General features: G+C 71.4%; 4 protein-coding genes. 2 read left to right on the forward strand and 2 right to left on the reverse strand.

The genetic code is table 11. The features are described from left to right. Window positions 1-5 precede the first annotated feature (5 nt). Entirely contained in the window at window positions 6-7,835 is a 7,830-nt protein-coding gene (locus tag ABZU52_RS23110) for a neuraminidase-like domain-containing protein (RefSeq protein ID WP_354973070.1), read from the forward strand. A 16-nt stretch (window positions 7,836-7,851) separates the two neighbouring features. Beyond that, entirely contained in the window at window positions 7,852-11,634 is a 3,783-nt protein-coding gene (locus ABZU52_RS23115; protein WP_354973071.1) for a hypothetical protein, read from the forward strand. A 319-nt stretch (window positions 11,635-11,953) separates the two neighbouring features. On the opposite strand, the gene ABZU52_RS23120 is transcribed toward ABZU52_RS23115, so the two are convergent. Continuing rightward, on the reverse strand, window positions 11,954-12,880 hold the full coding sequence (locus ABZU52_RS23120) for a hypothetical protein (RefSeq protein ID WP_354973072.1): 927 nt from the start codon (window positions 12,878-12,880) through the stop codon (window positions 11,954-11,956). Window positions 12,881-12,905: 25 nt separating this feature from the next. After that, on the reverse strand, window positions 12,906-13,580 hold a 675-nt coding region (locus tag ABZU52_RS23125), incomplete at its 5' end, for a hypothetical protein (RefSeq protein ID WP_354973073.1).

The following is a 13,580-nucleotide window of genomic DNA, read 5'->3' on the forward strand; positions in this document are numbered from 1 at the left end:
ATCCGATGAACAGGATCGTTCCCGACCTGCGGCCGGGCATGCAGAGCCCGCAGGTGGCGGACCTTCAGGACGGCCTGCTGCTGATCCTCGACCGGCGGGTGCTCGACCTGCCCGACGGGGACCGGGCCGGGCTCGCCAAGGGCGTGCAGACCGAACGGCGGGAGTCCGCCTACCGCGACACGACCGCGAAGACGGTGTCGATCGTGCAGGAGCAGCGCCGCATCGAGCCGACCGGCGCGGTGGACCGCGCCACGGCGGACCTGCTCAACCGCATCCTCGACGAACTCGGCGCGTTCGGCGGCGGGACGGGGACGGGGACGTACCTGGTGGCCGGCCTGGTGACCGACGAGGCCGGAGCCCCCGCGCCCGGGTTCCGGGTCACGGCGCAACACACCGGTCCTGAGGTCACCATCCGCCTCGGCACCGACACCACCGACGCCGAGGGCCGGTACACGGTTACCCACCAGGGCCTGCCGGACGGGTCCCCGGTCCGGCTGCGGATGTCGGTCAGTGACGACACCGGCACGGTCCGGGCGGTCTCCGACGTCGTCGACGGTACGGCGCCGGTCGTGGTGGTCAATCTGCTGGTCGGCCCGGTCCCGGCGGCCCGGGCGCCCCGGTCGCTGGGCGGCACGGTCGTCCTGGACCACGGCGCGCCCGCGGCCGCCCTGCCGCTGCGCCTGTACCGCCGCGGGTTCGGCGGCGTCACCACCCTGATCGGCTCGGCCACCACCTCGGCCGCCGGCACGTACGCCTTCAGCTACGACCTGGACGACCGTTCCGTCACCCTGGAGGTCCGGGCGGTCGGCGCGGACGGCACGGAGATCCCGCTCTCCAAACCGCTCACCCACATGGGACAGCGGCCCGCCGAGACGGTCTCCCTGGTTGCCCCGGCGCCCGCCGTCGCCGCCGGCAGCGAATACGCCCGGCTCACCCAGGCGCTCCGCGCGCACGTCGGCGACCTGGCGAACCTGGCAAAGGCGCGCGAAAACGACACCCGTCAGGACCTCTCCGACCTCAACGCGGCCACCGGCTGGGACGCCCGGCTGACCGCGCTTGCCGCCGTGGCCCAGCGGTCCCAGGCCGACTCGGCCGGCGCGTTGCCCGCCCAGGGCCTGTACGGCCTGTACCGCGCAGGCCTCCCCACCGACCCGCTGAAGCTCGCCACCATCGCACCGGACACCGTCACCACCGCGCTGAACCGGCTCACCAAGCTGGGCATCGTCGGCATGAAACCGGCGGAGATCGCCGAGTTCCGGCGGTCCTTCGTGGAGCACGCGAGGACCGTCCGGCTGGGTGTCGCCGCGCCCGGCTCGACCAGCACGTACGGGGACCTGCTCGACACGGCCGGGGTCGGCGGCGCGCGCGACGCGTTCGCCGGCGCCTTCCTCGACGGCGGGGACGACGACACCGACGTCTGGGACCGGGCCCGGGTCGCGAAGGTCCCGGAAACCACGATCAGCCGGCTGCAGCGGCACGGCAAGCTCGCGTACCTGGCCGGCAACAGCGCGCCGGTGACCAAGATGCTGATGGCCGACCTCGACCAGCGGGCCCCGGTGGCACTGGTCGAGCAGGACCTGTACGACGCGGCCGCGTGGAAGGCGAAGATCCGCACGCTGGCCGCGGACGAGCCGAGCCTGGCCGCGCTCATCCCGCCCGCGTACGCCGGGCCGGACACCCAGTCGCGGCTCGACGCGTACGCCGAGGACATGGCGCGCAAGATCCGGATGAGCTACCCCACCGAGGTGGTGACCCGGCTGATCGCCACCGACGCCATCGACGTGGGCGGCGCCAAGACTCCCACGGTGACCCTGCTGACCGCGGCCACCCAGCGCGGTTTCCGGCTCGGTCACACCGGGATCGACGCGTTCCTGGCCGGCGGGAACGCCACCACCGCCGGCCTCGGCGCGAACGACCTGGTGACGGCCCGGGACCAGATCAGGACGCTGCACCGGGTCTACCAGGTGACGCCAACGAACGAGGCGATGGCCGTGCTGATGGCGATGGGACTGACCTCGGCGTACGACATCAGCGCGGTCAAGGAGCACGAATTCACCGCGCGGTTCGTCGACAAGTACCACGAGATCCACCACGTCTGGCCCGGTGACGACGTGCCGCGGCTGGTCTGGCGCAAGGCACAACAGGTCAGCGGCATGGCCTACCACATCTTCGGCGTCGCGAAGAAGCTCGACAGCGACCCGGGCCTCCCGGCGATCTCCGGGTCGCCGATCGCCCGGTCCGCCGCCGTCGGCCGGCTCAGGTCGGCGCTGGCCGCCTACCCCACCATGGAGTCGCTGTTCGGATCGAACGACTACTGCGACTGCGACGACTGCCGCTCGGTGCTCAGCCCGGCCGCGTACCTGGTCGATCTGCTCCAGTTCCTCGAAGGGGAACCGCAGACCTGGGCGAACTTCCTGGTCTCGTGGAAGGAACGCAACGGCAGCGACTATCTAGCCGGCCATCTCGCACCGTACGACGCGTTGGTCGCGCGTCGCCCGGACCTGCCGCACCTCGAACTCACCTGCGCCAACACCACCACCGTGATGCCGTACATCGACGTGGTGAACGAGATCCTCGAGTACGTCGTAGCGAACGACACGCTCGGCGCGGACGCGGTGCGCCAGGCGCCCGACGCGACCAGCGCCGAGCTGCTCGCCGAGCCGCAGAACGTGATCGCCGGCGCGTACTGGACCCTGCTGCGGGAACGCCACCCGGCCGCCTTGCCGTTCGACCTGTGGCTGGAAACGGTCCGCGCGTTCTGCGCCCACCGGCAGGTCTCGCTGCCCGACCTGCTCGACGCCCTGCGCCCCGGCGACGAGCTGTACGCGCCCGCCCGTGCCTACGATCGGGCCGCCGTCTTCGTCGAGCGGCTCGGTGTGCCGCCCGCCGAACGCGCCATCCTCACCGACCCGGACCCGCTCGCCTCCTGGTGGCGCCTGTACGGATACCCGAGCGCAGCCGCGGCCCTCACCCCCGCCACCGACCCGGACACCGGCCAGCGCACCGACCTGAACTCGGCCAAGGCGCTGAGCCGCCGGCTGGGCGTGACCTACCTGGAACTTGCCGACATCATCCGGTCCGGTTTCGTCAACCCGAAGCTGGGCCGGGCCACCCTGCTCGCCGAACTGCCGGCCACCATCGCCGCCGTCGACTCCTACCTGGACCCGGCGAACGTGGCCTTCCTGCAGGCGAACCGGGACCTGCTGGGCGAGCCGCTGACCCCGGCGCAGCAGGCGAGGCTGTCGGCGCTGAGCACCGACGACTGGAACCGGCTCACCGACCTGGCCGCGCTGGACGCGCGCATCGACGCGTACGCCGAGCGGTTCGGCCAGAGCGGCAACGCCGTCCGCACGCAACTGGTCGCCGTACCGTTCGACGCGATCCTCGTCCTCGCCGACCAGGACGCCGGTGCCGACTTCGACGCGACCATCGTGCGCTACGCCGACGGCGGCGCACTCGACGGGACCGCCCTGCTGCGGATCGCCGTCCTGGTCCGGCTGTGGCGGCGGCTGGGCTGGAAGCTCGACGACCTCGACCGGGCGCTGTGCGTGCTGACACCCGGCGCCACCGGGACCCTCGACTGGTCCCGCCGCCCGCTGGACACCGCGCTCATCCACCTGTCACACCTGAGCGCGCTCGCCGACCGGCTGGCCCTCGGCCGCGACGGCCGCGGCAAGCTACTCACCCTCTGGAGCCCGCTGCCGACCACCGGCCACAACGCCCTCTACCGGCAGCTCTTCCTGACCCGGCGCACCCTGCAGGCCGACCCGATCTTCGACCACCCCACCGGCGACTACCTCAACCCCGCCTGGGTGGCCCAGCAGGCCCAGGGCAAGCCGGCGGACTTCGCGCTCGTGAAGGGCCACCTGCCGGCCGTGCAGGGCGCCCTCGGGCTCACCCCGGACGCGGTCGGTGAGATCCTCTCCGACGCCGGGACCGGCCTGGACACCGCGCCGCTGACCATCGCGAACCTGTCCATCCTGTACCGCTACGCCATCCTCGCGAAGGCGCTCAAACTCAGCCCGCACGACCTCATCACGCTCAAGGATCTGACCGGCATCGACCCGTTCCATCCGCTGCACGACGGCCCGCTGCAAACCCTTGCCGACGATCACCCGTACGTGGACACGATCCGTTTCGTGGACCTCGTCGAGGAGATCCGGGCCGCCGGCTTCACCGTGGCGGACCTCGACTTTCTGGTCCGCCGCCGCTACGACGAGAAGGGCCCCTACCGGCGCGACCCAGCAGCCACCCTGCTCCTACTCACCGGCCTCGCCGACCGGATCCGCGCGATCGAGGCCGAGCACGCCCTGCCCGCCGACGCGGCCGCCGTCACGCCCGAGTATCTGCAGGACGAGCTGGGCCTGCTGGCGCCGCCGGAGACGGTGGCCCGGCTGCTGCGGCTGATCGAGGTCAGGGAGGTGCCGGCGGAGTCGACCGACGACCCGGCGGTCCGCGCCTTCTTCGACGACCACCTGCGCAAGCAGCCGGTCCGCCTCGCCGGCGACGCCGGCTTCCTGGACGACGCCGACTACCCGGGGCTCTTCGCGGCCGGCGAGAAGACCACACCGGTCACCGAGGCCGACACCCCGGAACAGGCCGCGGCGAAGCGGGCCGCGAACGAGGCGGTACGCGAACGGAACCGGGCCGAGGCGCAGCGCCGCCGGGTCCGGGTAGCCGAGGCGTTCCTGAGCGTGCTGCGGCGCCGGTTGATCCGCGACCACATCACCGGCACGCTGGCCGCGCGGGCCGACGCCGACCCCGGTACGGTGACGGCGCTGCTCACCGACGAGCGGCTGCTGAGCGTGGCACCGGACCGGGCACCGCTGCTGCCGGTGTTCGCGAGCGCCGCCGGCGCGGGCATCGACGCCACGTTCTACGCCAGCCCGGACGGCACCGGCGCGGCCCAGGGTACGTACCGGCTCGCCTCGGCGGACACCGCGCTGCGCCCGTCCGGCGCCCCGGCCGCGGGCAGCGCCCGGTTCGACGGGTATCTGGTGGTGCCGGCCACCGGCACGTACCGCTTCTACCTCCAGCTCAGCCACGCCGGAGCGACCGGGACGCTGCGCCTGCCGCACCTCGCCGACCCGGTCTTCCTCTCCGGCACCGCAGCCGGACCCGACACCGAACTGGGCGCCGGGGCCGCGCAGTTCGTCACGCTCACCGCCGGCGTCGCGTACCGGTTCAGCCTCGCCGTCGGCCTGTCCGGCGGCACCGCCCGGCTGCTGGTGCAGGGGGAGCGCACCGCCAAGGGGCCACTGAACCAGTTCGCCCTGTACGGCGCGGCGGCGCTGGACGCGGCGGCGCGGGCGTACGAACTGCTCGGCAGCGCGTTGCAGGTGATCGGCACCCTGGGGCTCACCGAGCGGGAGACCCGGTACCTGCTCACGCACCCCGCAAACTGGGGAGACGTCGACCTCAGCACCCTGCCCACCGCCCCGATCGGCAACACGCCAGCCGACCGGCAGGCCGCCCGCCGCCGGTTCGCCGCGCTGCACCGCCTGGGCCGGTATGCCGCTCTCAAGGCCGAGATCGCCGCGCCCACCGACGACCTCATCGCGGTCTTCGAGGCCGACGCCGTCGACTCCGCGGACCGGCTGGCCGACGGCGTCTACCCGCTGCTCGCCGCGCTCACCCGGCGGGATCCCGACGTGGTCGCCGCCACCGCGGCGGTGCTGTTCACCACGCCCGCCTTCCGCAACGACGAACCGGTCCGCGCACTGTGGCGGGCGTTGTGGCTCGTCGAACGGCTCGGCGCGCCCGCCGCGAAGCTGCGCGAATGGACCGGCATCCTCACGCCGGACACCGGCCCGGCGGACACCCGCCGCTTCGACATCGCCCGTGGGCTACGCGACATCGTCAAGTCGGGCTACGACGAGGCCACCTGGCTGCGGGTCGCCCAGCCGATCTTCGACGGCCTTCGCAAGCGGCAGCGGGACGCCCTCGTCGCGTACGTGATGCGCCGGCACGGCTTCACCCGCCAGGAACAGCTCTACGAGTACTTCCTGATCGACCCCGGTATGGAACCGGTGGTGCAGACCTCCCGGATCCGGATGGCCATCTCGACCGTGCAACTGTTCGTGCAGCGGTGCCTGCTCAACCAGGAACCGCAGGTCCACCCGTCGGCGATCGTGAACAGCGACCAGTGGCCGTGGCTGAAGCGGTACCGGGTCTGGGAGGCCAACCGGAAGATCTTCCTGTTCCCGGAGAACTGGCTGGAGCCCGAGTTCCGGGACGACAAGTCGTTCCTGTTCACCGAGATCGAGGGGAAGCTGCTGGCGGACGACGTCTCGGCCGACACGGTCGAGGACGCCTTCCTCGACTACCTGCGCAAGCTGGAGGAACTGGCCCGGCTCGACATTGTCGCCATGCACCTGGAGGACAAACCCGACTTCGCGCGCAACACCCTGCATGTGATCGGCCGGACGTTCGGCGTGCCGCACAAGTACTTCCACCGGACGTACGCGAACCGGATGTGGACGCCGTGGGAGCCGATCTCGGCCTCGATCGAGGGCGATCACGTGGTGCCGGTGTTCTGGCGCGACCGGCTGTACCTGTTCTGGGTGACCTTCATGGAACAGGGGGAGGCGAGCGGCGGCTCGAACACCAGCGTGGACACCAGCAAATTGATTCCGCTGCCCGGGGTGCAGCGAGTGATCGAGGCCCAGTTGCACTGGACCGAGCGGCTCGACGGTGTGTGGACGGTGCCCGAGTCCACCGAGTACGCCGGGCCGGCGGCGCAGAAGATCCGGGTCGCCGTGCCCGCGACCTTCACCCCGGCCACCACGCCGGTGCACGTCACCGTGGTGCCCGACCCGGATCCGGACGAGGAGACGCTGGCCAAGACGGCCGCGGCCGGCGTGTACATCTCCCTGGGCAACCCGATCGGCAAGGCGTTCTACCTGGCCGGCCGGAACAGCCCGGTGGAGCCGCGCGCGGTCAAGCCCCGCCCGGCGAACCCGTTCGTGGTCAGCACCGCTGACGCCTCGCAACGGGCTACCCGGTACACCGGAAGCGGGAACCTGAGCGTCAGCGTCCGTACCCGGATCAGCTCGGAGCCGACCCCGGACCAGCCGATCACTCTGAAGATCCTGGACACCACGAACGACTTCCTGCTCCTGCCGGCCAACAACACCATCACGGTGGGCGTGCCCGCCGACGCGTACGAGGATGCGGGGAACCCGGGCGCGGTCCGCGCCGCGCTGGAGGCCGGCATCGGCGAGATCGAGGCGCTGATGAAGCCGGTGTTCTTCCAGGATGCCTCGACCACGCTGTTCCTGGAGCCGCAGGTGGTCGAGCGGACCGTCGAGGAGTGGCAGGAGTGGGTCACCCGGACCCCGGTGCCGGGCGGGACCGGGCCGGCCTGGCTCGAGGACGACACGTGGTGGAGGTACGTCAAGCCGCAGTTCGAGGTGCCGCCCCACAAGATCGCCATCGATCCCGTCGTCAACCCGCCGATCACCATCCATCCGGATTCGGTCATCGAGCGGGTCGACAGCCTGGACTGGCTGGCCAACCCGGCCACCGCGCTCACCTTCGACGGTGTCGTCGTCGGAGCGAGCGGCAGGGCCGGCGTGCAGATCCTGACCACCGGCGAACTCTCCACCGCGCGCGCCGACGACGTCATCGTCACCGTCACCACCGGCAGCGCTGTCGCGGCCGGGCAGACCGTCGTGCTCAAGGGTGCGGGTTCGACCGCGGGCCTGGCCAAGGGTCCGGCCGTACTCACCATCGTCGGCGCCGGCGGCGTCAACCCCGCGCTCGCGGAGACCACCGCCGGCCTCTCCACCTTCGGCACGACCGGCGTCCGGGGCCCCGCCGGCCCGGTCCGCTGAGATCAGGAGCGCCATCATGCAGAACTCCACCATGCAGGAGTACGCCGTCATGCACGGCGCCCTGGACCGCTCGCTGTACGCGTCGATCAAGCGGTACGTCGAAACCCGCGAGCAGAAGTACTTCGTCGTGCAGGAACGCGACGTCAGCTACCGGGCCTCGCTGCACGCCCATCCGTACGTCGGCAGCCTGGTGCAGCGCCTGATCCGGCAGGGCGTACGCGGCCTGCAGTCCGCGGACACCGAGTACCTTCCCGGCGGCGGGTCGCTGCCGGAAAGCGTCGAGATCACCCTCGGTGCGAACGCGGCCCTGTCCGTACCCACCGGCACCCGGCTGGTGCTGCTCGCCGCCACCACCGCGACGCTCGGCGACGGCAGCACCATCGGACTGGCCGAGTCGATGCAGGTCCGCGCGGCGGCCCCGGCCGCCGTCGCCGCACCGGACGGCATGCGTGCCGTACTGGTCAACGGTCTGCGGCCCACTCCACCACCGGGCAGCGCGATCACGCTCGCCGCCCAGCAGGCCTTCCTGCCCGCCGACGCGGCCGTGGCGTGCCGGGCCGCCACCACGGTCATCCTGTTCAACGGCCAGACCGGCACGCTGCCCGCGGGTACCCGCGTGCTGGTCGCCCGGTTCACCGAGTTCGGGCTCGCCGCCGGCACGGCCGCCACCCTGCGGGACAGCCTGCCGGTGCCGGCGTTGTACCACGACCTGATGAGCCGCTTTGGCCCGACTTCGCTGGTGGAACGGCCCCGACCGGTGCGCGACCTGGACTTCCGCAGCGGCGGCGCGTACGCGGTCTACAACTGGGAGCTGTTCTTCCACGTGCCGCTCATGATGGCCACGCACCTGATGAAGAACCAGCACTTCGCCGAGGCGCAGCAATGGCTGCACTACATCTTCGACCCGACCGACGACAGCGACGGTCCGGCGCCCGAGCGGTTCTGGAAGGTCCGGCCGTTCCAGAGCACCGACGTCAAAAAGGTCGAACAGTTGCTGGTCAACCTGGCCACCGGCGCCGACCCGGCGTTGCGGGAGGAGACGGCCGACAGCATCGACGCGTGGCAGCGCGAGCCGTTCCGGCCGCACGTCATCGCCCGGTTCCGGCAGCAGGCGTACATGTACAAGTCGGTGATGCTCTACCTGGACAACCTGATCGGCTGGGGCGACTGGCTGTTCGCCCAGGACAGCGGCGAAACCGTGGACGAGGCGCTCAACCTGTATCTGCTGGCCGCGTCCATCCTCGGGCCGCGCCCGCAGGCGGTCCCGACCAAGGGCACGACCAAACCGCAGACGTACGCGAACCTCCGCAAGGATCTGCACAAGTTCGGCACCGTCCTGCGCGACGTCGAGGCCGAGGTGGCATTCGACCTCATGCCGCTGCCGGCCGACCAGTCCACGAGCGCCGACCCGCAGGCCGCGATGGTCCGCGCGCTCGGCAAGGCGCTGTATTTCAGCGTTCCCCGCAACGACAAGCTGATGGGCTACTGGGACACGGTCGCGGATCGCGTATTCAAGATTCGGAACAGCCTGAACCTGCAGGGCGTATTCCGGCAGTTGGCGCTCTTCGACCCGCCGATCGACCCGGCGCTGCTGGCCCGCGCCGCCGCATCCGGCCTGGACGTGGCAAGCGTGGTCAACGGCCTGAACCAGCCGCTGCCGCTGGTCCGTTACCAGGTGCTGGCGCAGAAGGCCGCCGAGCTGGCGCAGGAGGTGAAGAGCCTCGGCGCGAACCTGCTGGCCGCCATCGAGAAGGAGGACGGCGAGACGCTGGCGCTGCTGCGCGCCCGGCACGAACGCACCCTGCTGGGGATGATCGAGCAGGTCCGGTACGGCCAGTTGCAGGAGGCCGGCAAGGCCCGGGAGGCACTGGAGCAGTCGCTGACCGTGGCCGAGCACCGCTACGCCTTCTACGAGCGACAGCTCGGCAGGTCGGCCGAGGACGTGGCGAAGGCGGTGCCCGAGCTGGCCGAACTGGACGTCGACGGCCTCGTCAAGCTGAGGCTCACCGCCTCGGAACTGGCGGTGCAGTTGCGGCAGGTCGACGTGGACATCGCCACCGACGTCTTCGCCCAGGTGGCCGGCGCCCTGGCCGGCGGCCGGATCCTCAGCTCGCACGAGGTACGCGAAACGCTGATGCTGGAGGCCGCCCAGATAGCCACGGACATCGGCAGCGTGCTCGGCGTGGCCTCGTCGATCGCCGCCGTGGTGCCGCAGTTCGAGGTCAGCGCCGAACCCTGGGGCATGGGTGGTGCCACCAACTTCGGCGGCCAGAACGTGGCGAGCGGCATCCAGGCCGCCGCCGGCGCCGCCCACGGGATCGCCGACCGGCTCAACTTCGAGGCCCGGCGGGCCGCTCGGATCGACGGGTTCGCCCGGCGCGAGCAGGAGTGGGCGCTGCAGAGCAACCTCGCCGCGCTGGACATCAACCAGATCGTCAAACAACTGCGCGCCGCGCAGATCCGCGAGGCCATCGCCGACCTGGAGCTGAGAAACCATCGCAAGCAGATGGAGCAGGCCGCCGAGACGGAACGCTTCCTCAACGAGTCCGGCACCGACCGGACCGGGAAGGTCAGCAACAAGGCGTTCTACACCTGGTACAAGCGGGAGGCCAGGGGCCTGGGCGCCCAGGCGGCCCAGTTCGCCTTCGACCTGGCGAAGAAGGCCGAGCGGGCACTCCAGCGCGAACTGGGCGACTCCGGCCTGCGTTTCCTCGGCACCAGCTACCTCTCCGGCAAGGAAGGGCTGCTGGCCGGCGAGCGGCTGCTGCTCGATCTGAAGCGGATGGACCTGGCGTACCTGGAGCTGAACCGCCGGGAGTACGAGCTGACGAAGCACGTCAGCCTGCTCCAGGTGAACCCGCTCGCGCTGATCGAGCTGCGTACCACCGGGCGCTGCACGGTGGTACTGGACGAGGCCCTGTTCAACGTGGACGGACCGAGCCACTACTTCCGTCGCATCAAGAGCGTCGCGGTCACCGTCCCGTGCGTGACCGGTCCGTACGCCTCGGTGAACTGCACCCTCACCCTGCAACGCAGCAGCATCCGGACCACACCGGTGCCGGGGGACTCCGGGTACGCCCGGATGGAGGGCGACGACCCCCGGTTCTCCGACTACTACGGCAGCACCCAGGCGGTCGTCACCAGTTCCGGACAGAATGACGCCGGCCTGTTCGAGGCGAACCTGCGCGACGAGCGGTATCTGCCGTTCGAGCACTCCGGCGTGATCAGCACCTGGCAGCTCCAGTTGCCGGCCAACCCCAGCGCCGGCGAACCGACCTCCTTCGACTACGACACGATCAGCGACGTCCTGCTGCACATCCGCTACACCGCCAGGGAAGGCGGCGAGGTGCTGCGCGGCCAGGCCATCGCCGACCTCAAGGACCGCATCGCCGCCGCGCAGGCGGTCGGGTCGCAACGCCTCTTCTCACTGCGGTACGACTTCCCCGACGCGTGGTCGGCATTCCAGACCGCACCGGCGGTGGACGGGGCGAGGCCGCTGCGGCTCCGCCTGACGCCGCGGCACTTCCCGTACTGGAGCAGGTCGCTCGACGGCGCGGCCGCGGTCCGGGGCGCCCGCCTCATCGTCCGCGCCGGGGGCGACGTGAGAGTCGCAGCGCCGACCGGCAACCCGGCGGACAGCACCGACAACCTCGGCAGCTACCTCGGAGACCTGAAGGGTACGGCGTTGACCAAGGCCCCCACCCCGCTCTTCGACGGCGACTGGTCGGTACGCGTATCCGACGGCGGCAAGCCGATCGAGGACGCCTGGCTGGTCGTCGACTGGGGAGCCGAAGAGTAGGTGGTCGCGGACGAATGCCGGGACGCGGTCCCAACTATTCCGCGCTGTCGAATGGGTCGCCGCCTACCACGACTCGATCCGGGACCTGCCCAAGGTCGCGGTCCTGCGCCGTCAGGTCGGCAAGCCAAGCCTGTCCTGGACGTTCGCCGACCGGCTGCGGGAGGCATGACGAGGCCGGGCGTAGCCGGCCGACCGCCACTGGCCCTGCGGCGGTCGGCCGGTTCATCCGTGCGGCCGCCTCAGCAGGCGACCTGCACGATGGGCGACTGCGTCTCCAGCCTCAACGACGGGGGGTAGTAACCGCCGGGAGCGGGACGGCTCAGTTCCAGGGAGCGGTCGGGAACCAGCCCACGCCGAAGATCGCCGGCACACGCACGTCCCAGTAGACGATGAGGAACACGCCGACGAGCACCAGCGCGATGCCCGACAGCTCGGCGGCGCGCCGGCTCGGGGCGTTCAGCAGCCGCCCGCTGGTCAGCTTCGACGCGATCACCACGACGAGGACCATCACCAGCAGGTTGCCGAGCGTCTGCAGGCCGAAGACGGCCGCGCCGTACGCCGGGTTCTGGTCGGCGACCGCGTAGAGGAAGAGCTTGTGGAACAGCGGGAACGGGCGGCCGATCAGGAAAGCGCCGATGATGACGCCCAGTGCGACCAGGCGTGCCCGCGGCCGGCCGGCGAACGGGTCGGGAACCAGTTTCAACGCCGCCAGGCCGAGGTAGAGCAGGGCCAACCCGGCCACCCCGAAGACGACCGACGCCTGCACGAGCCGCACCGGCACGCCGCCGGCCGTGGTCGCGGTGGAGAGCTGTGGCAGGCGGTCCCCGAGCAGCACGCCCACGGCGCCGTAGGTAAGCGCGACCGCCATGCTGCCGAGTGTGAGCCAGCCCAGCGGGGCGAGCAGTCCGCGCAGTCCGGACGCTGTCGTCTCCCTCGTGACCTGGGGGACCATCCCGAACGCGGCGACGTTGCAGGCGGTGAACGTGCCTGCGAGGCCGGACACGAATGCGAAGGCGAGCCCGGCGACGGAGCCGCCGATCGCCGTCGCCTTCGCGTCGTGGCCCAGCAGCGAGTTGGCGACGGTGTCGCCGATCACCGAATCGACAAAGGTGAACGACCAGGCGACCGCGAGCAGCACGCCGGCCACCGCGCCCGCCGCGGCGAGGCCGACTGCTGTGGCGGTGCGGCCCTCTGGTTCCGCTCCGACGGTGACTGCCGGGACTGTTCCCGGGTCGGTTACGGACATGGTTTCCTCCTCGGTGCGTGAACGGTTACGGGAGACGCACACCCGGCGCCGCGGGTGTGTGGAGCGATGGCACGGGGCCGTCCGGTCCGCAGATGTGCAGCCCGATCCGCCCGTGCACGCCGTGACGCTGGTTGACGGCCTGGAGGAGCATGGCGAGCGACTCAAGCTCCCGGGCGTGTTCGAGCCCGCCGACGTCGAGCGGCACGAAGCCGAGCCGGGACAGCAGCGCACCGGTGATCGCCTTGGCCCCGGCGTCGTCGCCAGCCAGCGGCAGGGAGACCGGCAGCCCTCCGCAGAGGGGCTCGCCGACCATGACCGCGGGCACGGTGTTCAGTGCCTTGATGACGTGCCAACCAGGTGCCACCGCTGCGATCAGGTGGGCGCCCGACGAATCGGGCGGCACCTCCTCACCCCCGAGGGCCGGATTGGTGACGTCCAGGAGCGGACGGCCCCGGCCCGGCACCGAGGTCTCGGTGAGCACGCGGCGGGCCGCACCGAGCGGAACGGCGAGCACGACCAGCGAGGCCCGTTCGAGGACGACGCGGATGTCGGCGGCGAAGGCACCCGGAACGCCGGCGGTGGCGGCGGCCGCGGCGCCGGGCGTCCGCCCGGCGATCACCAAGCAGAAGCGGGCGGCGGCGGCCCGGGGGGGGTCGGCGACGCCCAAACGGCCGCAACCCATGAAAACAACGTTGAAAGG

Origin of the sequence: Micromonospora sp. NPDC005220 (genome assembly GCF_040607895.1) — a bacterium.
Taxonomy (GTDB): domain Bacteria; phylum Actinomycetota; class Actinomycetes; order Mycobacteriales; family Micromonosporaceae; genus Micromonospora.